Source organism: Cellulosimicrobium sp. CpK407, from assembly GCF_051844275.1.
GTDB lineage: Bacteria > Actinomycetota > Actinomycetes > Actinomycetales > Cellulomonadaceae > Cellulosimicrobium > Cellulosimicrobium cellulans_G.
This window is the reverse complement of sequence record NZ_JBGNYC010000032.1, coordinates 14,195-37,908: the sequence shown is the minus strand read 5'-3', so window position 1 is coordinate 37,908 and position 23,714 is coordinate 14,195. Positions and strand designations below refer to the sequence as shown.

The 23,714-nt window shown below is 75.8% G+C and carries 20 protein-coding genes; 7 read left to right on the top strand and 13 right to left on the bottom strand.

All coding sequences use genetic code 11. The features are described 5' to 3' along the window. Window positions 1-17 precede the first annotated feature (17 nt). Entirely contained in the window at window positions 18-3,026 is a 3,009-nt protein-coding gene (locus ABWU78_RS14235; RefSeq protein ID WP_439158749.1) for a CBM35 domain-containing protein, read from the bottom strand. Between the two features lie 270 nt (window positions 3,027-3,296). Further along, complete coding sequence (locus tag ABWU78_RS14230) at window positions 3,297-4,676, bottom strand: ABC transporter substrate-binding protein (RefSeq protein ID WP_253051707.1); 1,380 nt, start codon at window positions 4,674-4,676, stop codon at window positions 3,297-3,299. Window positions 4,677-4,954: 278 nt separating this feature from the next. On the opposite strand from ABWU78_RS14230, the gene ABWU78_RS14225 reads away from it, so the two are divergent. Next, entirely contained in the window at window positions 4,955-6,106 is a 1,152-nt protein-coding gene (locus ABWU78_RS14225; protein ID WP_253051706.1) for a LacI family DNA-binding transcriptional regulator, read from the top strand. Window positions 6,107-6,458: 352 nt separating this feature from the next. After that, on the top strand, window positions 6,459-7,628 hold the full coding sequence (locus ABWU78_RS14220; RefSeq protein ID WP_353707029.1) for a YihY/virulence factor BrkB family protein: 1,170 nt from the start codon (window positions 6,459-6,461) through the stop codon (window positions 7,626-7,628). 4 nt (window positions 7,629-7,632) lie between these two features. Here ABWU78_RS14220 and ABWU78_RS14215 read toward each other — a convergent pair whose 3' ends face one another. The 5 genes from ABWU78_RS14215 to ABWU78_RS14195 all read right to left on the bottom strand — a co-directional run bounded on the left by ABWU78_RS14215 (window position 7,633) and on the right by ABWU78_RS14195 (window position 12,685). After that, window positions 7,633-9,273 (bottom strand): MFS transporter, encoded by a 1,641-nt coding sequence (locus ABWU78_RS14215; protein WP_439158748.1) that lies wholly within the window; start codon window positions 9,271-9,273, stop codon window positions 7,633-7,635. Further along, window positions 9,270-10,307: a glutaminase A gene (glsA, locus tag ABWU78_RS14210; RefSeq protein WP_439158747.1), complete on the bottom strand. Its 1,038-nt coding sequence runs from the start codon at window positions 10,305-10,307 to the stop codon at window positions 9,270-9,272. The genes ABWU78_RS14215 and glsA overlap by 4 nt, the downstream gene beginning before the upstream one ends. Window positions 10,308-10,442: 135 nt before the next feature. After that, window positions 10,443-10,943 carry a hypothetical protein gene (locus ABWU78_RS14205; RefSeq protein WP_439158746.1) on the bottom strand — a complete coding sequence of 167 codons (501 nt, stop codon included), beginning with the start codon at window positions 10,941-10,943 and terminating at the stop codon, window positions 10,443-10,445. A gap of 112 nt (window positions 10,944-11,055) precedes the next feature. Beyond that, window positions 11,056-12,030: a LacI family DNA-binding transcriptional regulator gene (locus tag ABWU78_RS14200; RefSeq protein ID WP_439158745.1), complete on the bottom strand. Its 975-nt coding sequence runs from the start codon at window positions 12,028-12,030 to the stop codon at window positions 11,056-11,058. Window positions 12,031-12,166: 136 nt separating this feature from the next. Then, the gene (locus ABWU78_RS14195; protein ID WP_439158744.1) at window positions 12,167-12,685 is read right to left on the bottom strand and encodes a VanZ family protein; all 519 of its coding nucleotides are present in this window, start codon (window positions 12,683-12,685) and stop codon (window positions 12,167-12,169) included. Between the two features lie 100 nt (window positions 12,686-12,785). Here ABWU78_RS14195 and ABWU78_RS14190 point away from each other — a divergent pair, with 100 nt between their 5' ends. The 3 genes from ABWU78_RS14190 to ABWU78_RS14180 all read left to right on the top strand — a co-directional run bounded on the left by ABWU78_RS14190 (window position 12,786) and on the right by ABWU78_RS14180 (window position 14,994). Next, window positions 12,786-13,655 (top strand): MBL fold metallo-hydrolase, encoded by an 870-nt coding sequence (locus ABWU78_RS14190; RefSeq protein WP_439158743.1) that lies wholly within the window; start codon window positions 12,786-12,788, stop codon window positions 13,653-13,655. A 147-nt stretch (window positions 13,656-13,802) separates the two neighbouring features. Next, window positions 13,803-14,570 carry a methyltransferase domain-containing protein gene (locus tag ABWU78_RS14185; protein ID WP_439158742.1) on the top strand — a complete coding sequence of 256 codons (768 nt, stop codon included), beginning with the start codon at window positions 13,803-13,805 and terminating at the stop codon, window positions 14,568-14,570. Window positions 14,571-14,613: 43 nt separating this feature from the next. Further along, a complete protein-coding gene (locus ABWU78_RS14180; protein ID WP_253051697.1) occupies window positions 14,614-14,994 on the top strand; it encodes a VOC family protein in 381 nt (126 codons plus the stop codon). A gap of 12 nt (window positions 14,995-15,006) precedes the next feature. Here the strand turns inward: ABWU78_RS14180 and ABWU78_RS14175 are convergent, their stop codons facing one another. Further along, window positions 15,007-15,666: a LysE/ArgO family amino acid transporter gene (locus ABWU78_RS14175; RefSeq protein WP_439158741.1), complete on the bottom strand. Its 660-nt coding sequence runs from the start codon at window positions 15,664-15,666 to the stop codon at window positions 15,007-15,009. Between the two features lie 70 nt (window positions 15,667-15,736). Between ABWU78_RS14175 and ABWU78_RS14170 the strand changes: the two genes are divergently transcribed. Next, window positions 15,737-16,684: an ArgP/LysG family DNA-binding transcriptional regulator gene (locus ABWU78_RS14170; protein WP_439158740.1), complete on the top strand. Its 948-nt coding sequence runs from the start codon at window positions 15,737-15,739 to the stop codon at window positions 16,682-16,684. Between the two features lie 23 nt (window positions 16,685-16,707). On the opposite strand, the gene ABWU78_RS14165 is transcribed toward ABWU78_RS14170, so the two are convergent. Next, window positions 16,708-17,727: an NAD(P)H-dependent flavin oxidoreductase gene (locus ABWU78_RS14165; protein ID WP_439158739.1), complete on the bottom strand. Its 1,020-nt coding sequence runs from the start codon at window positions 17,725-17,727 to the stop codon at window positions 16,708-16,710. A gap of 162 nt (window positions 17,728-17,889) precedes the next feature. Here ABWU78_RS14165 and ABWU78_RS14160 point away from each other — a divergent pair, with 162 nt between their 5' ends. Beyond that, the gene (locus ABWU78_RS14160) at window positions 17,890-18,690 is read left to right on the top strand and encodes a thioesterase family protein (protein WP_439158738.1); all 801 of its coding nucleotides are present in this window, start codon (window positions 17,890-17,892) and stop codon (window positions 18,688-18,690) included. On the opposite strand, the gene ABWU78_RS14155 is transcribed toward ABWU78_RS14160, so the two are convergent. From ABWU78_RS14155 to ABWU78_RS14140, 4 genes are read right to left on the bottom strand one after another with little or no spacing between them, the layout of a single operon-like run. After that, a complete protein-coding gene (locus ABWU78_RS14155; protein WP_439158737.1) occupies window positions 18,677-19,990 on the bottom strand; it encodes a condensation domain-containing protein in 1,314 nt (437 codons plus the stop codon). The two genes, ABWU78_RS14160 and ABWU78_RS14155, sit on opposite strands and share 14 nt — an antisense overlap. A gap of 20 nt (window positions 19,991-20,010) precedes the next feature. Continuing rightward, a complete protein-coding gene (locus ABWU78_RS14150) occupies window positions 20,011-20,778 on the bottom strand; it encodes a 4'-phosphopantetheinyl transferase family protein (protein ID WP_439158736.1) in 768 nt (255 codons plus the stop codon). Continuing rightward, entirely contained in the window at window positions 20,775-21,527 is a 753-nt protein-coding gene (locus tag ABWU78_RS14145; RefSeq protein WP_439158735.1) for an HAD-IA family hydrolase, read from the bottom strand. Before ABWU78_RS14145 ends, ABWU78_RS14150 begins: the two co-directional genes overlap by 4 nt. After that, window positions 21,524-23,674, bottom strand: coding sequence for a hypothetical protein (locus tag ABWU78_RS14140; RefSeq protein ID WP_439158734.1), 2,151 nt, complete (start codon window positions 23,672-23,674; stop codon window positions 21,524-21,526). Before ABWU78_RS14140 ends, ABWU78_RS14145 begins: the two co-directional genes overlap by 4 nt. Between the last annotated feature and the right edge of the window lie 40 nt (window positions 23,675-23,714).

Sequence of the window (23,714 nt, the reverse complement as noted above, 5' to 3'; positions counted from 1 at the left end):
GCGGGGCGGGGCTCAGGTCACGGGCGGGTCACCCCGCACGCGAGGCCGTCGAGCGTGGCGGCGTCGAACGCCGGGCCGGCTCCCAGGCCGGGGACGTGCGTGGTGCCGAGCACGACGAACGTCGTGCTGCGCCCCGGGCGCAGCGCGGTCCGTCCCGAGGCCGTGACCCGCGTGCCGTCCTGCGCGACGGTGACGCCGATCCCCGTGGCCACGACGTCGTCCGGCCTCGCGTACCACGCGAGCTCCCAGCCATCCAGCGGCTCGGTGCCGGTGTTGGTGACGCGCACGGTCGTGAGCGTCGTGCCCCCGACGGTGAGCGTCCCTGCCCCGACCGAGCACGTTGCGGGCGCGTTCTCGAGGAGGCCGTAGTTGCCGCCCTCGTCGTGGACGGTGCCCCACAGGTGGTGGTCGCCGTCGGGCTGCGAGGTGACGCCCGAGACGCGGACGTCGGAGAACCGATGGTCACCGCCGAGGCGCGCGGCGACGCCGTACGAGCCGGTCCGCTCGATCCTGGTGTCACTGACCCGCAGGTCGTTCACCCAGTGGCTGCCGCTCACCAGGAGCCCCTCGTACGTCGAGTCGAGGATCTGGGTGCCGCGGATCACGACGGGCGTCGTGATGTGGCTCGTGTCCGCGAACACCCAGATGCCCCCGAACGACGTGCTCCAGTTGGGCTCCCACCCGCCGGTGCGGATCAGCGTGCTGTCCTCGACGACCGTGGTCCCCGAGAAGGGCACGGGGTTGAAGCGCGTGCTCACCGCGACACCCGCGGCGGCGGTGAGCGTGTCGCGCACGACGAGCCCCGAGACGCTGTTCGAGTCGCCGCCGTAGATCGCGGCGCCGTTGCCGAGCAGCGGGCTCGTGACCGTGCTGCGCACGAACGACGAGCGCGTCACCGCGCCGCCCGAGGACCACATCGCCATCGCGTCGTCGCCGGTGTTGCGCACCGTCGTGTGCTCGACGCGCGTGTCCGTGACCCGACCGTGCAGGTGGACGCCGTCGGCGAACGTGTCCCGCACGCGGAGCCCGAGCGCGTACAGCCCGTCGGTGCCGGTGTCGGCCCAGAGGCCGACCTTCGTGTGCCTGACCCACACGTTCTGGACGAACGAGCCCTGCCCGAAGCTGCCCTCGAGCGCCGCGTCGAACCGGGCGTCGTCGCGGTACCGGACGTCGCCGTCGACCATGAGATCCGCGATCGTCACGCCGGACCCCTGCGCGTAGAACCCTCCCTTGCCGTCGCGGCCCGCGACCACGGAGTACCAGGGCCCTGCGCCGCGGACCGTGACGTCGTGCACGCGCACGCGGTCGGTCAGCGTGAAGCGGCCCGGTGGGACCCACACCCCCGTCCCGGCCTCGCGCGCCGCGGCGACCGCAGCGACGAACGCGGCGGTGTCGTCGGTCGGGGTGGCTGTGGACGAGTCCGTGGAGGAGTCGTCCGTGGCGCCGTGGTCGCGCACGTCCACGAAACCGAGAGGTGCCGTGAGCGGCGCGGGCGCGACCTCGGTCTCGACGAGGTCGACGGTGTACGGGAGGTCGGCGGAGGCGCTGTCGCGCTGGAGGCGCAGCGTCGTTCCGACCTTCAGCTCGCGCGGGAGGACGACGCGCGTCTCGTCGAAGAACCGCTGCGTCCCGCCCTGCGTCGGGTCGTTGCCGTACGGGTAGCCGCCATAGACGTGGGAGTAGCGCGAGGTGACGTCGACGTCGGCGACCTTGCGCCCGCCCGCGTAGACGCCGAGCGAGCCGTCCTGGCCGGTCCCGTCGGCCGAGTCCGGGACCGACGCGCGCAGCACGATCGCGTTCGCCGGCTCCGTGAGGGTCCACTCGACCCGCTCGCCGGTGCGGTCGAGCGTGACGGCCTGTCGGCCGGACGCCTCGGCCGCGACCGTGCGGAACGCGCGGCTCGGCGCGAGCACCTCGCCGGTCGTGCGGCCGTGCTCGGCCTCGTACGTCGTCGCGGGCGTGAACGCGCCGCGGTCCGCGAACGGTTCGCCGCGCTGCAGCGTCACGCGGTCGATCTCCAGGCCCGACGGCGCCGGCGCACCCTGAGCGGACGCGTCCCCCTGGGCGCCCGTGCGGCGCAGCTCGACGCTGCCCAGCCCGGCGCGGAGCGGGAGGGTCACCGCGACGTCGCCCCAGCGCTCGCGCGGGGCCAGGACGAGACGCCCGACGGGCTGCCCGTCCACCGCGAGGACCACGTCCTGGTCGGCGCCGGTGCTGTTGCGGTACCGGAACGTCACGGTCTGGTCGCCGGCCTTCGCCGCGTCCACCGCGACGACGAGGCGCGCACGGGGTGCGGCCAGATCGACGCCCTCCACCCCGGCGGTTGCGCCGTTCGCGGTGAACGCGCTCTCGGCCTCGTACTGCTGCCCCGCACGTGGAGCGGTGGTGCGAAGGACGTCCGCGACGTCGTCGTACCGCGTGTCCGGGCCGGAGCCCGGCTCCGTGCCGGGCTGGGTCGCGCCGCCGCCGGGTACGGAGAGGTCGCCGACCGACGTCAGCGCGATCGCGTCGAGGTTGACGTTGCCCGTGTCGTCGGCGTCGAAGCGGTAGACGACGGTCTGCTCGCCCGCGTCGAGCGACACGACCTCCTGGTGCACGAACCACGTGCTCCACGACGCCCCCACCGCGGAGGGCAGGGTGACCTGCCGGTCCTCGACCGCGCCGTCGTGCACGACGACCTGCGAGAGCGTCATGTCGGAACCGAGCCCGTTCGCGTACCGGAGGTTGAGGCCGTACTGGCCGGCCTCCGGGACGTCGAGCGTGAACGTCACGCTCGCGGTCCCGGTGTGGTCGATGACGAACCCGTCGACGAACCCGGTCCCGGAGAACCCGAGGTGGTTGTCGTTGACGCCCGCGCCCCCGACGAGCACCGCATCCTCCGCCTCGAGCTCGATCGGCAGCGTGGCGGTGACTGCCGGGGCGACCTCGGTCGGCAGGGCGGGAGCGACGGCGGGCTCCGCCGCCGCGGGCCCGGCGACCAGCGCGGCCCCGACGAGCGCGGCGACCACAGCCCCCGCTGTGGGCATGGAATGGGCCCTGTCGGAACGACGCGAGCGTGCCCATTTCATGCCCTCAGCGAGGGTGGAGGTGGGCCAGGTTCGGTGCACGACGATCTCCTTCGACCGCAGGGCGGACGGGCGGGCTGGTGGTGGTCTGTCGGGGCGCTCACCCGGGGGGGCCGTCGGGCGAAAAGCCGAACCCGGGGTTCTGGACCGGGGAGCGGCCGAACCCGGGGATACGGGCGGGTTCGGCACCGGGGGGGTGCAGTGCAGCAACCCCGGGTTCGGCGGTGGGCGTCAGCCCTGAGCGGCGTCGAGGAGCGCCTGGGCCTGCTCTTGCACCTGGGCGACGAGCGCGTCGATGTCCGCGTCCTCGTCGGTGAGCACGGCCTGGACCACCGGGTCGAGCAGCGCGTAGATCTCCTGCGTCGAGCGTGCGGGCTCGGGGACGACCGGCTGGTCGAAGATGTTCTCCGTGTAGGAGCTCATCTGGTCCACCGGCACGTTGACGTACTCCTCGGTCCAGGCGCGCGACTCGAGGTACGTCTGCTCGTCGAAGACCGGGAGCTCCGGGGCGCCGACCGGCTGGTCGTTCGCGACGGCGGTCTCCGCGTCGAGCTTCGCCGCCGCCTCGTCGGTGAGCTTCTCCATGTAGTAGAAGTCGATCCACTCGACGCCGGCCGCCTGCTCCTCGGGCGAGGCCTTCGCGCTCACCGCGGCGAGCGTGCCGCCGCCGAGGACGCCGCCGTCGCCGACCAGCGGGATGACGGTGAGCCCGTAGTCGTCCGGGTTCATCGCGTTCTGCGTGAAGAGGTTGCCGTAGTTGCCGCCGCCCGAGACGTACATCCCGATCTGGCCCGCGGCGAAGTCCTGGTTGATGCTCCCCCAGTCGTAGAGGAAGTTCGCGCCCATCGAGTCGTCCTCCCACCGCAGCGCGTGCAGGTACTCGAGCACCTCGGTGAGCTCGGGCGTGTCGATCGTCGACGTCGCGGTCTCGCCGTCGAACTCCTGGACGGAGCCGCCGAACGCGTTGGTGAGCGTCGTGAGGATCCAGCCCCCGGTGTTGCCCGACGTCATGGTCGCGTAGCCCGCGACGCCGGTGGCGTCCGCGATGGTCTTCGCGTCCTCGCGGACCTCCTCCCACGTGGTCGGAGGGTCGTCGGGGTCGAGCCCCGCCTGCTCGAACAGCGTGCGGTTGTAGTGCAGGCCCTGGCTGTAGGCGGCGATGGGCACGGCCCACATCGAGCCGTCGGCGGCCTGGCCGGCCTGCGCGACGTTCGGGTTGAAGTCCTCCGCGTACGGGAGCTCGGCGACGAGGTCGCTGATGTCGGCGATCTGCTCGCGCTCGATGAGCCCGCGGCCGTCGGTGAACGGGATCGTGAAGACGTCGGGGAGCGTGCCGCCCGCGAGCTCGGTGGCGAAGGTCGTGCCCTCCCACGTGTACTCGCGCGCCGTGACGGTGATGTCCGGGTGCTCTTCCTCGAACTGCGCGACGCGCTCGTCGAACTTGGCTCGTGCGTCGTCGTCCAGGCCGGCGTCGATCGAGACCTCGATCTCGACCGCGCCGGAGGTGGCGGCGCCGTCACCCTCGGCGTCGTCGCCGGTGCCGCACGCGGTCAGGGTGAGGACCAGGGCGCCGGTGAGCGCAGCCGCGCCCACCGTGGTTGCTGACTTCATCGTCTCTCCTCGCTGAGGACTCCGGGCCATGATGCCCGCGTCTGCTGGGTGTCGGGAACGCGCTGCCCCTCGACGCCGCCGGTACGTCCCGTCGGTCGCCGTCCCCACCGTGAGCAGTGCAGGTTTAGCGGTATACGTTTAACGCTAAACGCGCTTAAGATCGGCGTCAAGCGACCGACGGGTCACGAGTTGGTCACGGTGCCCGGACGCCGTCGCCGCTACCGTCGACCCTCGGGCCGACCCGCGCCCCGCCCACGACCGAAGGAGCCGCGCCGACGATGGCCCGCGTCACGCTCAAGGACATCGCCCGCGAGGCGGGCGTGTCCGTCATGACCGTCTCCAACGTGGTGAACGGCAACCTCGGCCGCGTCTCCCCCGCGACGGCCCGCGAGGTCGAGCGCATCGTCGCCGCGCGGGGCTACGTGCCCAACGGTCCGGCGCAGAGCCTCGCCGCGCGGCGCACCCGCCTCGTCGGCCTGCTGCTACCCGACCGCGCCGACGGCGGCAGCCTGCTCGGCAGCCCGCACGACGTCGCCGTCGCCGGGGCCGTCGAGGCGCGCCTGCGCGAGCGCGACCACCACCTCATGCTGCGGGGCGTCACGCACCACCGCGACGTGCTCGACTCCGTCCAGCGCTGGAACCTCGACGGGATCGTCGTCATGGGGTTCACCGACGACGAGCTCGCGACGCTCGACCTACCGCGGGGCGTGCCCGCCGTCGTCGTCGACACCTACGTGGACGCCCCCGGTGCCGCGACCGTGCGCGCCGACGACTTCGAGGGCGGGCGGCTCGCGGGCGAGCACCTGCGCGCCCTGGGTCACCGCGAGGTCGTGCTGTGCGGGCCCGTGGGCACGACGAGCCAGGTCGTCCGCGAGCGCCTCGCCGGCTTCCGCGCGGGGCTCGGGCTCGACCCGGCCGACGCGGCCGAGCCGAGCGCGCCCGACCGTCACACCCGGGAGGAGCGAGCGGCGCAGGACGTGGTCCGTGGCGAGGCGGGGGACGGCGTCGTGCTGCATGTCGTACCGGCGAACACGACGTACGACGACGGCCTCGACGCGGCCGCGCGCGTCGCGGCCAGTCATCCCGGCGCGACGGCGGTGTTCGCCACGGCGGACGTCCTCGCCGCCGGGATCTCGCGCGGGCTGACCCAGGCCGGGGTCCGTGTGCCGGGCGAGGTGTCGGTCGTCGGGTTCGACGACGCGGAGATCGCGCGCTACGTCGACCCGCCGCTCACGACGGTCGCGCAGGACACCGCGCTCAAGGGGCGCACCGCGGCGGACCTGCTCCTGGACGCGCTCGACGACGGTGCGTCGCGACCGCGGCGGCCCGCCCAGGACGCAGCCCGCGACGAGCTGGCCGACCGACCCACCGGCGTTACCCGCATCGACGTCGCGCTGGTCGAGCGGCGGTCGACCGCGGCCGCGCCGTAGCCGCGGCTGCCTGCTCGCGCATCGGGGCCACGGTCGACAGGACGCACCCGTCGCGAGGACCTCATGACCGCGACGACCGCACCGCTCGTCACGACCCTCGCCGTCCCGGCCCGCCGGAGCGCGCGTTCGGCGTCTTCACCGCCGAGCGGGCCGCGTCACGCGCTGGGACCCGCCCCACGCCGTCGCCTTCACCTGGCACAGCGGGGAGCGTGCGGGCACTTCGCACTGACCGTCCCCGGCTTGCGGGTGCAGCCGGGCGCCCCGAGCGTGGTGAGGGTCCGGGACGGGCCGCGAGGCCGGTCCGCCGACGCGAGCGTCGTGCGCCGAGGCGACGCCCACCGAGGAGGCCGCCATGACCGAGAGCAGCAGCGGACGCCGCGCGTCCGAAACCGCGGCGGACGCCGAGGCCGGGCCTGCCCCCGAGCGCAAGCCGGGCTCCCCCACCGACCTGCACAAGCCGTCGTGGGGGTTGGCGCTCAAGGGCGCGGTGCGCGAGTTCCTGGACGACCAGTGCACCGACCTCGCCGCGGCCCTCACGTACTACGCCGTGCTCGCCTCCGCGCCCGCGCTCCTGGCGCTCGTGTCGATCCTCGGGCTCGTGGGCGACGGCGAGAAGGCGGTCGACTCGGTCCTGACGAGCGTCGAGGGGGTCGTGCCGTCCACCACGCTGAGCATGATCGAGCCGCTCGTCGAGCAGGCCGCCGACACCGACAAGGCCGGGTGGGCGCTGGTCATCGGTGTCGTGCTGGCCCTGTGGTCCGCGTCGGGCTACGTCGGGGCGTTCGGCCGGTCGATGAACCGCATCTACGAGGTCGAGGAGGGGCGCCCGATCTGGAAGCTGCGGCCCGTCATGCTCGGCGTGACGGTCGTCGTGGTGGTTCTCGCGGCGCTCGTCGTCGCGAGCCTCGTGCTCTCCGGACCGATCGCGCGCCAGGTGGGCGAGCTCGTGGGCCTCGGGGACACCGCGATCGCCGTGTGGCAGGTCGTGAAGTGGCCGGTCGCGCTCCTGCTCGTGGTGGTCCTCGTCGCGCTGCTGTACCACCTCACGCCGAACGTGAAGCAGCCGCGCTTCCGGTGGGTCAGCCCCGGGGCGCTCCTCGCGATCCTCGTGTGGGCGCTGGCGTCCGCCGCGTTCGGGCTCTACCTGGGCAGCGGCCTCAGCAGCTACGGCGCGACGTACGGGACTCTCGCCGGCGTCATCATCTTCCTGCTCTGGCTGTGGATCACGAACCTCGCCCTCCTGCTCGGCGCCGAGCTCGACGCGGAGGTCGAGCGCAGCCGCGAGCTCCAGGGCGGGCTCGAGGCCGAGGAGCGCCTCCAGCTCCCGCCGCGGGACACGCGCGCGAGCGACAAGAAGGCGGCCAAGCGCGACGAGGCGGTCGAGCAGGCCCGTGCGCTGCGCCGGAGCGGCGGGCGCTCCGCGGACGCCGAGACCCGGGACGGCGGCCCCGGTCAGGAGTCGGGTCGCGGTGCCCACCGCTCCGCCGACGGGCCCGACGGCGCCGGAGGCCGCGAGGCGTAGCGGGCTACCGGGCGGGCGCGGGGTCGGGGATCTCGTCGGGCCGGTAGCGCGGCAGGCGGCTCGCGGGGAGGATCGCCGTCGCGCTGACCGCGGCCAGGACGAGGAGGCCGATCTTCAGCGTCCCGAGGCGCGCGTCCTCGTTGAGCGCGACGGCGGCGTCCACCTGGGCGGGCGTCGCGTCGGTGCCCGCGAGGACCGTGCGCAGGTCGTCGTTGCTCACGAAGTTGACGGTGTCGAGGTCGACCTGGGCGACGAGCGACGGCGGCAGCTCGGGGTGCTCGACGACGGCGCGCCCGACGCTGAACGACAGGATCGTCACGAGCAGAGCCCCCGCGAGCGCCGTGCCGACCGCCGAGGCGAGGTTCTGCGTCGTGCCGCGGATCGAGCCGACGTCGCCCGCGAGGGTCTTGGGCGCCGCCGTGACGAGCACGTTGAACACGAGCGTCACGAGCGCACCCTGACCGATCCCGAAGACGACGAGGCCGAGGATCGTGGGCAGCGTCTCCCAGTTGTTCGTCACGACGAACGACAGCCAGAGCAGCGCGGCGGTCGTCAGGGTGAAGCCGAAGACCCCGATCGTGCGCGGCGGGTAGCGCCGGTAGAAGCGCACGACGAGCGTCGCGGTGACGAACACGGTGAGGTTGAACGGCATCATCGCGAGCGCCGTGTCGAACGGCGTGCGGCCCTGCACGATCTGGATGTACAGCGGCACGGTGAAGTTCAGCGCGGCCTCGAGGGCGACCACGACGAACATCGCGTAGACCGCCGCTCGTTCGCTGGGCCGTGCGAGGACGGACAGGTCGACGAGCGGGACCTTGCCGGCGGCGGTCCGGCGCCGCGTCCACCAGAAGAACGCCTGCCCGAGCACGATGCCGAGCAGGACGAGCACGGGTGCGGGCGAGACGCCGACCAGGTCGAACGGGGCGCCCGGCGCGGCGAAGAACAGCCCCCAGGCGTTGAGGTTGTTGAAGCCGAGGGTGAGCGCCACGACGGCCGCGCCGATGAGCACCGCGGCCACGAGGTCGATGCGGATGCCGGGGTCGCCCGCGTCGGACCGGAGCCGGAAGCTGAGCACGAAGACGACGACGGCGAGCGCGAGGACGATGCCGAAGGTGGGTCGCCAGCCGATGAGCGTCCCGAGCGCGCCGCCGATGAAGAACGCGCTCATGCCGGACACCGCGCGCGCCGAGCCGAGCGAGCCGATCGCCGTCGCCTGCTGGGGTCCGCGGTAGTTCTCCGCGATGAGGGCGACGAGCGCGGGCACGATGATCGCGGCCGAGGCGCCCGCGACGGCCTGGCCCGTGATGGCCCAGGCGACGGTCGGCGAGAGGATCATGAGCAGCGCCGAGCCGGCGAAGGTCGCCACGACGACCCGGAAGATCGCGACCCACCCGATCCGCTGGCCCAGCTTCGCCCCGGTCATGACGAGCGCGGCGACCGCGAGGCCGTAGACGACGATCGTCGTGCTCGCGACGGTCGGCGGGACGCCGAAGTCCTCCACCATCCCGCCCAGCGACACGGGCAGCGCCGCGACGTTGAACGACATGAGGACCTGGGCGAGGAACAGGCCGACCATCGGCACCCACGACCGACGGTCCTCGGTCGCCGGTGCGGCGGTGGCGTCGACGGCGTCTCGGGTGCTCACAGGGCGGCGTCCCTTCTCTCGGTCGGGCGGGTGGTCGTCACGGGGACGTGCGGGGAGGACGCGAAGAGGTTGAGGCCGAGCGTCCGCGAGAGGTACGCGGTCGCGCGCTGGCCGCGCACGCTGTTCCCGGCCGGGTCGAGCGGCGGTGAGAACGTGCCGATCGCCCCCTTGCCGGGGGCGACCGCGACGATGCCCCCTGCCACGCCGGACTTGGCCGGGAGGCCGATCTCGAACAGCCACTCCCCGGACCGCTCGTACATGCCCGTCGCGGCGAGCACCGCGAGCGTGTCCCGGCAGACCTGCGCGGAGACCACGCGCTCGCCCGTGACCGGGTTGACCCCGCCGTCCGCGAGCGTCGCGCCCATGACGGCGAGGTCGCGCGCGCTCACGCGCAGCGCGCACTGCCTGGTGTAGACGTCGACGACCTCCAGCGGGTCGACCTCGATCCGTCCGTAGCTCTCCAGGAGCCGCGCGATCGCCTTGTTGCGCATGTTCGTCGCCGACTCCGACCGGTACACGACCCCGTCGAGCTCGAGCGGCCGACCGGCGAACCGGGACAGGCCGGTCCGCACGTTCTCCCACTGCTCGGCGAAGGACGAGCCGGGCATGAGCGCCGTGGTCGCGAGCGCGCCAGCGTTGACCATGGGGTTGCGCGGGTGGCCGTCGTGGAGCTCGACCGCCATGACCGAGTTGAAGGCGAGGCCCGTGTTGTCCACCCCGACCCGTTCGAGCACCCCCTCGTGGCCGTAGGCCTCGCAGACGAGCGCGTAGACGAACGCCTTGGAGATCGACTGGACGGAGAACTCGACGTCGGCGTCGCCCACGGCGTGGACCGCCCCGCCCGACTCGGCGACGCACACCCCGAACAGAGCCGGGTCCGCCTCGGCGAGGACGGGGATGTAGTCGGCGACAGCACCGTCGTCGTGCGCGCGGTACCGCTCGTGGGCCGCGCGCACGTGCTCCTCGACGCGGTCCCACCCCGGGAGGGACCCGGTCGCGACCTCCTGCTCGACCCCGTCGACGTCCAGTCCCATCCCGTCCCCTCCGTCCGGATCGTCCGCAGCGACCACGCGCGATGCTGCCACGTCCGCCCCGCGGGCGCAGGAGGAGGCACGGGGCGGTGGGCGTCGCGGCCGGGGTGATCGGCTCCCGGCGCTGGGCCGCGGCCCTCAGTCGCCGTAGGCGGGCGCCTGCCAGTCGTGGTACAGCGACACGTGGGTGTCCCCGTCGCCCTGGAGGCGCAGCACCATGTACACGTCCCACCGGAGCTCCTCCGTGTCGAACCCGCTGCCCGGCTCCTGGAGCCGGGAGAGGTGCTCGGCCGGCATCCCGAGCGCGTCGCCCACGCACTCGACGTCGTCCCAGGTCGTGCCCAACCCGCCGGGCCCCGTCGCCGCCTCCACCGCGCCGAAGTCGATCGACCCGTTGTCCCGGTCGAGGGTCGCGCCCGTGACGTCGAGATCGCAGGCCTCGAACGCCGTCGCCACGTCCTCGATGTTCGACTCGCGGGCGAGGCGCGGGCGGACGGTGAGGTAGACGACGAGCGCGGCGGCGACGACGAGGACGAGGACGAGCGAGACGACGAGGACCAGGCGCCCGCGACGCCGGGTCGGGCTCGGGACCGGCGGGACCGGCGTACCGGCGGTGGGCAGGTCGGGCTGCAGCGTCATGGTTCCCCCCGGGTGCTCGTGAGGCCGCCCGTCGGCGGCGCGAGCCGACCCTACTGCGCGCGCCGCGGGCTCGGCGCCGACGACCGGATCCGACGTCTGCCCGCGGTTCCGCTCAGGCGCTCGTGCGGCGGACGACGACGGACGGGAACGTGCGCTCGTCGTCGCGCCGGCGGCGGTCCAGCAGGGCTGCCGTCGCCGCGGCCGCGATCCGCTCGACGGGGTGGGTCGCGGTCGTCAGGCCCGGCCCGGCCTGCGCCGCGAAGGGCTGGTCGTCGAACCCGGTGACGGCGACGTCGTCGGGCACGCGGACGCCGTCCTCCGCGAGCGCGCGCATCGCGCCGACGGCGAGCGTGTCGCTCATCGCGACGAGCGCGTCGACGGCGGGCCAGCGCCGGCGAGCCTCGCGCGCCGCCTCCGCGCCCGCGAGGGACGTGAGGTCGGCGGCCACGACGCGGTGCGGGAGCCCGGCCGCGCGCACGACGGCGTCGTACGCCTCGACCGCGCGCCGTGCGCCGGGGAGCCAGCCGGGGCCGGTGAGCATGACGACGTCGCGCCGACCCTCGGCGAGCACGTGCTCGACCAGCGCGGCGATCCCCGCGGCGGCGTTGACGTCGTACGAGGGCACGCGCCCGTCGGCGGGGCCGATCGCCGCCACACGGTCGACGAGCGCTCGCGGCACGCTCGCGAGCACCTCCGCGGAGTAGTCGACGAGCAGCACGCCGCCCACGCCGGGGTCGCGCGCGAGACGGGCCAGCTCGTCGCGCGGGTCGCGCCCGAGCCAGCGCAGCGCCACGCCGACGCCCTGGGTGTCGGCCGCGCGGCTGGCCGCCGCGACGACGCGCGCGACGTAGGGGTCGCCCAGCAGGTCGGCGGACGGCGACCCGACCGCGACCACGACGCGCTCGCCACGCCCGCTCGCGAGCGACCGCGCACCGGGGTGCGGGACGTACCCGAGCTCCTCGACGGCGGCGAGGACGGCACGGCGCGCCGCGTCGGAGACGGGGCCCGTGCCGCGCACGACGCGCGAGGCCGTGGACCGCGAGACGCGGGCCGCCGCGGCGACGTCGTCGAGCGTGGTGGGCGGCATGGCGATCTCCTGGGCGGTCCGGTCGGCGATGACGGGCGGCGCCCGGAGCACCACGCTAACCCGCGGAGGGCCGTCGGTGGAAGCGTTCCCACGGTCGTGTCGGAGCCCGGTCCGTCGTCGATCCCGGGGTCGCTCCTCAGGACCGGCGCGCGGTGGGGACCGAGCCCGGGTTCGTCGCGCGCTCCCGGCGGGCCGCGAGGCGGAGCGCGACCACGGCGAGGACCGTGCCGAGCAGCGCCCCGATCGAGTTGGAGAGCCAGTCGTTCGTGTCGCACGACCGCCCGAGCGCCGGGACGAGCGCCTGGACCACCTCGACGAGCGCGGAGGCGACGACGCCGCCGAGGAGCGCGGCGAGGGGCCTGCCCAGCGCGACCGCGGCGAGCAGCACCGGCGGCACGAACAGCACCACGTTCGCGAGGAGCTCGACCCGACCCGGGGTCGGCAGCGACCAGCTCACGGTGCACACCGCGAAGAGCTCGCGGTCGACCGGCACGAGGGTCAGCAGGAGCACCGGGAGCAGCGAGACGCCGAACAGCACCCACGCGAGCGGTCGGCGGCCCGCCAGCCACGCGCCCACGAGCGGACCCGCCACGACGAGGACGAGGAGGGCGAGCGGCGACAGCCAGGGGTGCGCGACGAGGACGGTGGCGATCATGGGCGGCCAGTCTCGCAGGTGCCGGATGCCCTGGTGCGTCGGCGCCCGGGTGCCGGGTGACAGGCGACGCGTGTCGGCGGGTCACGGTAGACCTGTGCCCATGACGACGACGCCGTCCCCCGAGCCCCTCGCGCCCGACGCTCCCGCATCCCGCGAGGAGTGGTGGATCTGCTGCACGTGCGCGGTCGAGCACGCCGAGCGACCCGACGTGTGCGCCATCTGCGCGGACGAGCGCCAGTGGGTCCCCGCGACCGGGCAGGCGTGGACGACGCTCGCCGAGCTCGCCGCGGCCGGCGAGCGCCTCGTGCTGGAGGAGCTCGAGCCCGACCTGTTCGGCCTGTCGAGCGAGCCCAGCGTCGGCATCGGCCAGCAGGCCAAGGTCGTGCGCACCCCGGCGGGCAACCTCCTGTGGGACCCGCCCGGCTACGTGGACGACGACGCCGTCGAGCAGGTGCGCGCGCTCGGCCCGGTCGTCGCGATCGCGGCGAGCCACCCCCACATGTTCGGCGTCCAGGTCGCGTGGAGCCGCGCCCTCGGTGGCGTCCCGGTGCTCGTCGCCGAGGCGGACGCGCACTGGGTCGCGCGCCCGGACCCGGTCATCGAGACCTGGACCGGCGAGCGCGAGGTGCTGCCCGGCGTCGTCCTGTCGCAGCCGGGCGGCCACTTCCCCGGGAGCGCCGTCGTGCACTGGGCGGCCGGCGCGGAGGGCCGGGGCGTGCTGCTGTCCGGCGACACGATCTTCGCCAACCCGGACCGGACGTCCGTCAGCTTCATGCGGTCCTACCCCAACCGCATCCCGCTGTCCGCCGCCGTCGTGCTGCGCGTCGCCGAGCACGTCGCGCGGCGCCCGTTCGAGCGGCTCTACAACAACTTCGAGGGCGTCGTCCCGGCCGACGCGCGAGAGGTCGTGCTCCGCTCCGCGCAGCGCCACGCCGCCTGGGTCCGCGGCGACTTCGACCACCTCACCTGACCGGTCGCCGCCCGCGGGTCCGTCGACCACGGTCATGGATCCGTGACGTTCGATCCTTCGGCGACGGTTCGGCCCCTTCACGGTCTCCGTCCCGGATCCTGCCGTTCCCTCCCGCCGACGCCGCCGACGAGAGCCGAGAATCGTCGGATGGCGGACATCTTCGAGGCCACCCGACCGGACGACTACCTGATGCGCCTGGCGGCGTCCGACCTCGGGCGCGGCTACAAGGCGATGGTGACCGCGGAGCTCGCCCTGGCGGACGGCCACACCGTGGTCGACGTCGGGTGCGGCCCCGGTGCCGACCTCCTCGCCTTCAGCGCGGCGGTCGGCGCCGACGGGCTGGTCGTGGGGATCGACCACGACGTCGAAGCGGTCGAGGCGGCGCGGGAGCGCGTGGCGGGGACCCGCAACGTCACGGTGCGGACGGGCGACGCCCACGAGCTCGACCTCGACGCCGGGAGCGTCGACCGCGCCCACACGGATCGTGTGCTCCAGCACGTCGCGGACCCCGGCCGCGCCGTCGACGAGATCGCTCGCGTGCTCCGCCCGGGCGGGCGCGCCGTGCTCGCGGAGCCGGACTGGGGAACCCTCGCGATCGACGGGCCGGACCGCGCGACGACGCACGCGTACCAGGCGTACGTGGTCGAGGAGGTGGTACGCAACGCGTGGACGGGCCGGCAGCTCCCCGCGCTCGCCGCGCGTTCGGGGCTCTCGGTCCGCCGGGTCGTCCCGGTCACGGCCGTCTTCCGGGACGTCGGCGAGGCCGACGCCGTGCTGGGTCTCGGGCGCGTCGCCCGGCGCGCGCGGGAGGCCGGGTACCTCGAGCCGGACGCGTACGAGCGCTGGGTCGCGCACCTCACGACCGCGGCGTTCTTCGCGTCGGTCACCCTGTTCGTCGTGGTCGCCGACCGCTGACCGAGGCCGCGTCCCTGTGGGTGGCCCGCGCGACGATGCCCGGATGAGCACCCACGCGCACGGCATCCACCACTCGATCGACTACGTCGAGCTCCCCGTGACCGACCTCGCCGCGGCGCAGGCGTTCTACGGCGCGGCGTTCGGCTGGGAGTTCGTCCCCTACGGCCCCGGGTACGCGGGGATCCGCACCGCCGCGGAGTCGGGTGCGGACGAGGCGGGCGGGCTGCGCCTGGCGGAGGCGGCCGACGTCTCGCGGGGCGGGCCGCTCGTGCTGCTGTTCTCCGCGGACCTCGACGCGACGCTCGCCGCCGTGCAGGGCGCGGGCGGCCAGGTGGTCGAGGGCCCGTACGCGTTCCCCGGCGGCCGACGGTTCCACTTCCTCGACCCGAGCGGCAACGAGCTGGGGGCCTGGGCGACGTCCTGAGGACGCGCCGCCTCAGCCACCGAGCAGGAGCGACACCCCGATCGTCGCCATGACGACGGCGATCGCGCCGTCGAGCACGCGCCACGCGCCGGGCCTGGCGAACACGGGTGCGAGCAGGCGTGCGCCGAAGCCGAGCGCGGTGAACCAGGCGATGCTCGCGACCATCGCGCCTGCCCCGAAGAGCCAGCGGGCGGCGTCGGGGTCGCCCGCTCCCCCGGCGTGCGCGGCGGCGTAGCCCGCGGCGAGCGACCCGAGGAGCAGCACGGTGTCGAGGTAGACGTGCGGGTTGAGCCACGTGAGGGCGAGCGACGTCCCGACGGCGGAGCGGGCGCTCGTCACGCCGGCGCCCGACACCTCGCCGGACGCTGCGTCGAGACCGCCGGGTCGCAGGGCGCGGCGGGCGGCGAGGACCGCGAGCGTGAGGAGGAACGCGCCACCGCCCCACCGCACCGCGGTGAGCAGCGCGGGCGCGCCGGTCACGAGCGCGCCGAGCCCGGCCGTCCCGGCGGCGATGAGGACGAGGTCGGAGAGCGCGCAGACGAGCACGACGGGCAGGACGTGCTCGCGGCGCAGGCCCTGGCGCAGGACGAACGCGTTCTGCGCCCCGATCGCGACGATGAGGGACAGCCCGGCGGCGAGACCGGCGGCGAGGGGCGAGAGAGCGGCGAGCACGCCCTCGACGGTAGGTACGCGGCCCGATGAAGTACAGCGAAAGATTCTGCACTTCCCTAAGATCTGCTTCATGGTGGACCTCCAGCCCGACCAACTCCGGACGCTCGACGCGATCGCCGCCGCCGGGACGTTCGAGGCCGCCGCCCAGCGGCTCGGGGTCACCCCGTCCGCCGTGAGCCAGCGCGTGCGCGCGCTCGAGTCGGCGGTGGGCCAGGTGCTCGTGCGGCGCGGGAAGCCCGCGGAGCTCACGCCGCCGGGCCAGGTGCTCGTCCGGCACGCGCGCCACCTCGCGCTGCAGCAGGCGGACGTGCTCGCGGAGCTGGGGATCGGGACCGCGACGCGTCCGAGCGACCCCGAGGCCGGCGGCGGCGTGCCCCTGCCCGAGGTCACGCTCGTCGTCTCCGGTGACGCCCTGACCACCTGGGCGCTGCCGGCGCTCGTCGAGGCGTCGGAGTGGGCCCGGCTCGAGGTGCTGCGCGAGGACGAGGAGCACTCCATCGGCCTGCTGCGCGACGGCACGGCCGTCGCGGCGGTGACGTCGGTCGCCGAGGCCGTCCCCGGCTGCCGCTCGACCCTGCTGGGCCGGATGCGCTACCGCCCCATGGCGAGCCCCGCGTTCGCCGCGCGCTGGTTCCCCGAGGGCCCGACCGCCGTCGCGCTCTCCCGCGCGCCCGTCCTCGCGTTCGACCGCAAGGACGACCTCCAGGAGCGCTACCTGCGGCTGCGCGCCCAGGAGGCGGTCGGGACAGCGGCAGGGGCAGTGATCGACCCGCCCCGCCACCACGTCCCCGCGTCGAACGAGTTCCGCCGCGCGATCGAGCTCGGCATGGGGTGGGGCATGCTCCCCGACCTCCAGAGCGCTCGGGCCGAGCGCGCGGGCCTCCTCGTGGGATTCGACGATGCCCGGGCGATGGACGTGCCGCAGCACTGGCAGCAGTGGCGGCTGCACTCCACGTCTCTCGACCGCCTGGCGACCGCCGTCGCGCGCGCGGCCCGCGCCGCGCTCGGCGACCCCTGAGGCCCGGACGCCGACCCGTCCGCTCAGACGCCCGCGAGCGCCCGCACGACGTCGGCCGCCGGCCCGTCCGACGCGTTCCGGTAGCCGGTCCCCGCCCACAGGTGCAGGCGGTCGGCGTCGCCCGCCGCCGCGGCCGCCTGCCGCAGCCCGCGGGTCAGGTGGTGCACCGCGGGGTAGGCGACGGGTGCGCTCCCGCGGTGGCGCTCGACGAAGCCGTTGCGCAGCGCCCGGGCGGGCCGGCCGGTGAACGCCCGGGTCAGGACCGTCTCGGTGAAGGCGGGGTCGGCGAGGGCGCGACGGTAGGTGGGCGACGTGCCCGCCTCGTCGGTCCGCAGCAGCAGCGTGCCCACGGCCACGGCCTGCGCCCCGGCGTCGAGGAGCGCACGCACCGCCCCGGGTCCGTCGACGCCACCGGCGGCCACGACCGGCAGGTCCACCTCGCGCCGCACCCGCCGGACGAGCTCGGTCGTCGCGACGGGCTCCGGGTCCCGGCCGGGGTCGTGGACGGCGCTGTGGCCGCCCGCGTCGGAGCCCTGGACCACGAGCCCGTCGACTCCGACGTCGCGCGCGAGCCGCGCCTCGGAGGGAGCGGTGACGCTGGCGAGCACCCGGGTCCCGACGGCGCGGAGGGCGGCGACCGCGGCCCGGTCGGGCAGCCCGAACGTCAGGGACACCACCGGCACCGGCCGCGCGAGCAGGAGCGCGAGCTTCTCCTCCCAGCGGTCGTCGTCGGCGACGGGCGTCGGGTCGAGCACGACGCCGAGCGCGTCCGCCTCCGGCGCGAGCTCGGCGGCGTAGGCGGCGAGCGCGTCCGGGTCGACGACGTCGCGCGACGGCACGAACAGGTTGACCCCGAAGGCGTGCCCCGTGGCGTGGAGCGGCTCGATCTGGGCCGCCAGCGCCTCGGGCGTCGTGTAGCCACCGGCGAGGAACGGGAACCCTCCGGCGGACGCGACGGCGGTCGACAGCGCCACCGTCGTCGGGCCGCCGGCCATCGGCGCGGCGACGATCGGGAGCGGGGAGTCGAGGATCGGCGCGCTCATGGTCGGATCCTCTCAGGTCGCCGGAACGGCTCGACCTCGCCCCCGTGGTCGCCCCTCGGACGTGCCGGTGCCGTCGACGGGCACCGGCCGCCGTCGCACCGGGGCACACTCGTGGGGTCACCCGCTCGCAGAGCCGAGCGACCACCCCCACCGAGGAGCACGATGGCGTACTTCTTCCGCACCGGCCCGACGACGTTCCGCGCGAGCCCGCACGTCGGCGGGGCGTGGCGCACCGACGAGCAGCACGTGGCACCCGCGCTCGGGCTGCTCGCGCACGTCGTCGAGACCGACCGCGCCGCCCGGGGGCGCGACGACCTCGCGGCGTCGCGCCTCGCCTACGACATCTGGGGCGTGTTCCCGATCGGCGACGTGGAGACTCGGGTCCGCGTAGTGCGCCCGGGGCGGGGCGTGGAGCTCGTCGAGGCGACGCTCTGGTGCGCGGGGCGCTGCGCCGTCTCGCTCCGGGCGTGGCTCGTGCGGAGGGGCGACACCGCCGACCTCGCCGGCGGGGCGCCGGCACCCGTGCCGGGACCGGACCGGACGCCGCCCTGGGACCCGGCGACCGTCTGGCCCGGCGGCTTCATCGACTCCGTCGAGGTCCGCCGCACCGCGGTCGAGCCGGGGCGCGCGACGGTCTGGGTGCGCACCGACGTCCCGCTCGTCGCCGACGAGGAGGTGGGGCCGCTCGCGCGCACCGCAGCGCTGCTCGACGCCGCCAACGGCATGGCCGTGCGCGCGGACCCGCGGGAGGTCGCCTTCCCCAACGTCGACCTCACGGCCCACCTCTTCCGCGCGCCGCTGGGCGGCTGGGTCGGCCTGGACACCTCGGTCGTCTTCGGCCCCGCGGGTTCCGGCGTCACGCACAGCACGCTCCACGACGAGGACGGGCCGTTCGGGATGCTCGCGCAGGCCCTCGTCGTCCGCGCGCTCGCCGCGCCGGGCGGCGCTCCTACCGGCGCGTGACCGTCCCGCCGGGGCTCCCCTCGCGCGACGCGTCGAGCACGCAGCGCTCGACGTCGCGCACGACCTGCTCCGCCGTCGCGTCGTCCACGCGCGACGTGTCGGCGGTGAGGACCACGTCGATGCCCCCGCCCGGGGCGTCGACGAGGTGCAGCGTGAGGGTGACGCCGCCCTGCTCGTCGGACGCGTAGGCGCGCGCGAGCCGCCGCGACGACGTGGGGCGGGCGCGCAGCGTCCGGTCAGGTCCGGTGCCGCGGCGGTCGTTGTACCAGCAGGTGCCGTCGTGGGCGGTCGACGGGTCGGCCGCGGCCTCCGCCTGGAGCCGGTCCTTGTCGTAGTACGCCGACCGGTACGCCGTCATCGCCGCGCGCCAGACCCGCGCGCCCACCTCGTCGAACGGCGCGTCGAGACCGTCGACGTGCACCAGGCCCTCCATCGCCGTCGTCACGACGGCCGTCGCGAGCTCCCGGCGGAAGCGGTTGCTCACCATGACCTGCAGCGCGAGGTCGTCCCGGCCCGCGGCGGCGGCGAGCGCCCGGCACGACGCCGCGAGCAGGACGCCGGACGCGCTCGTGCGCCAGCGCGCCGCCACCCGCTCGGCCGCGGGCCCCAGGCGCCGCGACCGCAGGACCGTCTGCCGGTACCGCGGCCCCCCGTCGAGGGCCTCGGCGGGGCGCGGCGCGAAGACCTGCGGCGGGGCCGCGCGCATGGTGCGCAGAGTGCGTGCGCGCGCGGCGTCGTCGTGCCGCCGGCCCTCGTCCGAGGTCTGCCAGGCCGCCTCGTCGAGCGGCGTCCACGCCGCGACGTCCGGCAGCGTGGCCCCCGCCGCGAGCGCCGTGAGGTCGCCGTCGAGCACGGGCAGGCCCCAGCCGTCGAGCGCGGTGTGCGCGACGACGAGCACGGTGTGGTGCACCGCGCCGTCCACCGTCACGAGACCGACCCGCACGGGCAGCTCGGCCGGGTAGTCGAACGCGCGGCCCCAGAGCTCGTCGCGCAGCCGCGCGCCGTGCGCGGCGACGTCCGCCACGTCGGGCACGCGCTCCTCGACGACCTCGACCGTCCCGGCCCCGCACAGCTCCTGGACGTAACCGTCCCCGCTCGGGTGGATCCGCGTGCGCAGCGAGTCGTGCCGCTCCACGAGCCCGCGCACGACGGCGGTCGCGGCCTCGGTCGGCACGGGCGCGTCGAGCGGGCCGCCCCACACGAGGTTGAACTGGTGGTCCAGCGGCTCCAGGGCGGCGAGCGCCCGCCGGATCGCCGTCTGGCCCCACGTCGCGGGTCCCGCGCCCGCTCGCCCGTTCACCTCGACACGATGCACGACCCTCACCCCGCACCTCCCACGCCCGGACGCAGCGGGGGCGACGGATGCTCCGCGCCCCGGACCCGGGTACGGAGGGCGTGCGGCCGCGGCCCCGGCGTCGCGCACGCCGCGACGGCGTCCCTGGGTGCCGCCACGTCGCTCACCCACCACTCCTGCCCGCGCCACGGGCCGCGGTCGGCCCGGACGAGACCGGGGGCGCGGACGTCGAGCCCGAGCACGTCGAGCAGTCGCCCGCCGACCGCCTTGGCGCACGCCTCCAGCCGGGAGAACCGGCGCCACGGGTCCCCGTCCACGTCCGACCGCGCGTCCCCCGGCACCAGGAACCGCGCGGCGAGGCGGTGGACGTCGACGCGCGGGTCGCGCACCTGCACGTCGACGCCCACGTCCGTCCCGGCGAGCGCCACGAGCGCGTGGTCGCCGCTGCGGCTGAGGTTCCAGCGCTGCCCGACGACGGGGCCCGGCTTCCCGTGCGGCCCCACCTCCCAGCGCACGTCCGCGGGCGACAGGCCCGTACGCGCCGCAAGGATCTCGCGCGCGGCGACGTGCGCGCGCACGTACCGCGCGGCGTCGGCGGGCGAGGCGAGGCGACGAGCACGGTCACGCTCCACCACGTCCAGCACCCAGGCGTCGAGCACGACGTCACCCGCCGTCGAGCACGACCTGGCGGTCGGAATGGAGCCCAGAACGACACTCATGTCGTGCTCGGCGGGGGGCGGGGTCGTGGTGACGAACCACAGCTCGACCTCCGGCTCGGGATCGACCGCGCTCATGCGACGAACTCCGGCAGGCCGTCGTCGACCGCTCCCTCGGCCGCGCCCCCGAACGCGCCCGTGCCGCGCGTCGTCACGACGACCTCCACCCGCCGGTCGACCGCGCGCGCGACGACCGGGCGTAGGTCCGCGACGCCGTGGTGCGCGCCGGGGACGTCGTCCGGGCCGACGGCGAGCACGGTCGCCGTCGCGCCCCGGCCCGCGGCGACCCCGGCCGCGGAGTCCTCCAGGACGAGACAGCGCCGCGGGTCGACGCCGAGCAGCCGCGCCCCCGCGAGGAAGCCCTCCGGGTCGGGCTTGCCCCGCTCCACGTCCTCCGCGCACACGAACCGCGCCGGCACGGGCAGCCCGGCGGCCGTCAGGCGCGCGAGCGCGACCTCGCGCGCTGCCGACGTCACGACCGTCCAGGCGCGCGGGTCCAGGCCGTCCAGCAGGTCCGCCGCGCCGGGCACCGCGACGACCCCCTCGGTGTCGTCGCACGAGATGCGGTGCAGCCACTCGACCTCGCGCGCGACGTCGGCACCCGGCGCCACGAGGCGGACCACCTCGACGTCGCGGCGGCCGTGCGACGCCGCGACCACGGCGTCGCCGTCGAGCCCGAGCCGGGCCGCCCACGCGAGCGTGTGCCGCTCGATCGCGGCCGAGGAGTCGACGAGCGTCCCGTCGAGGTCGAGCAGCAGGGCAGCGCCGCGCCACGCCCACACGCCGGTCGACGCGGGCGCCGACGCACCGGTCGGGGCCGCGTTCACAGCAGCTCCACCGCGCGCGCGAGCCGCGCCTCCGCGTGGAGGTCGGCGCACCGCTGCGCGAGCCCGGGCATGTGCTGCAGCCCCAGCGTGGCCGGGCTCGGCCGGCCCGGTGCGTCACCGTCCGCGCGCGCGACGACCGGCAGCACGTGCGCGGCGTCGGCGTCGACGAGCGCCACCAGGACGTCCGCCACGGTGAGGTGCGCCGCATCGGCATCGGTGAGCGTCACCAGTGCCTCCGCCACGGTGCCGTGCGCGGCGGGGGACAGGGGCGCCGTCGTGCGGTGCGGCTCGCGCGTCGTCGCGCCCGGCGGTGCGGGGGCCGCCCTGCGCGCCACCCACAGCCCGCGCGAGACGTGACGCCCGCCGGGTTCGACGCCGAGGAGCCCGCGCGGCTCGACGTGCTCGCACGCGAGGATCTCGACGACGGCCCGGCCGCCCGGGCCGTCCGCGCCGTCGGGCGCCTCGCGTGCCTCGCGTGCGTCAGGCGCATCAGACGCCTCGGGTGTCAGGGGTGGCACGGGACGGTCGGACGGGCCGGAGGGCGTCCCGCCCCCGCCCGCGACGTCGTCGGCCCCGGCGGCACGGTCCTCGCCGGTCCCGGCGACGCGGTGCTCACCGGTCCCGGCGACGCGGTGCTCACCGGTCCCGGCGACCCGGTGCTCGGCGGCGCCGTCGAGGTCGACCTGCGCGGTCAGGCGCCGCACCGCGTCCTCGGCGCGCGCGCCGCACGCCGCGCAGTCGTGCACGACGACGCGCACCGGCACCGCCGGACCCGCCGCCCGGCACACGACCTCGGCGTCGCGCTCCCCGAGGAGCCGAGCGGCGGCAAGCACGGCCCGGTCGACCGCGACCCCCGCCGCGCCGTCGCGCGCCCCCACCCCGCCAGCGGGTGCCGAACCCGGGGTTGTGGGCGACCCCGGCGCCGAACCCGCCCGTAACCCCGGGTTCGACGGGGTGGTGCCGGTCCACGACGAGCCCGCGAGCAGCGCGTCGAGGGCGAAGGCGACGAGCTCGTCGACCAGGTGTTCCGGGCGGTCGGCGGGGAGAAGGCCGGAGAGCACCCACGTCCGGACCGCGGCGGCCCGGTGCGCCGAGGCGTCGGGACCGGCCGGCGGGGGCCAGTCCGAGCGGGCGACGTCGTGGCCCAGCAGCCAGCACGCCGCGCCGAGCTCGAGCAGCGCGTCGCGCGAGACCCGGCCGAGCGCCGGGGAGGCGCCCGCGACGAGCGCCGTCACGTCGTGCGCGACGGCCGCCGGGTCGACGCCGAGCCACCACGACCACGCGTCCCAGCCCCAGCCGAACGGGTGCTCGAGCGGTTCGCCGGTGCCCGGACGGAGCACGCGCAGCGTGCAGCGGGAGCGTTCGAGCGTGACCGCGACCGGCCGGAGGGTCGCCGGTGAGCGCGACGGCTCGCGGTCGAGGCCGGGCCGGTCCCACGCGTCCGGGTCGACGGCGTCGCCCGCCGGGACGGTCGCGTGCCGGGCCCCGTGCGCGTCGTTGCCCGCGAGGCTCGGGCCGTCGCCGTGCTCCAGCAGGTGCGGCAGCGTCGCGACGACGGGGTAGCCCTCGCGCGCGCAGAAGGTCACGACGGCCTCGTCGTCGTCGCGCTCGTCGTCGGGCAGGGTCGCGAGGTGCGCGGCGAGGCGCAGGGCGCCGTCCGCGGGGAGGACGAGTCCGAGCGTGGGCACCCACTCGTCGTGCCCGAGCGGCGCCCACGCCTGCCCGGCGACGGCCGCGGCGCGCACGAGGTAGGCGTTGCGCGGGCTGTTCCAGTTCGAGTAGAGCGCGACGGCGTGCCGGTCCCGCGCGCGCGCGGCCCGCAGCACGAGCTCGGCGAACCCGGGGACCGGGGTGACGTCGTCCTGGAGCACGAGGTGGTGCGTCGCACCGGGCGCCACGGCGGCCCACGCGCGCTTCGCGGTGCGCAGCGGGCTGGGCGGGCCGTCCGGCTCGGGGTCCTCGACGACCCGCACGTCGAGCGGCGCGCACGCCGCGACCAGGTCCGACACGTCGCCCCGTGCCGGGTGGTGCATGACGACGACGCTGAGCACCGGCTCCGGGGCCTCCGAGCCCGGGCCCCCGGCCGCCGTCCGCACGACCGCGCCCGTTCCCGGCACGTCGCGGACCTGCGCGTCATGGACCGGCACGTCGCGGATCGCAGCGATAGGGACCGGAACGTCCTGGACC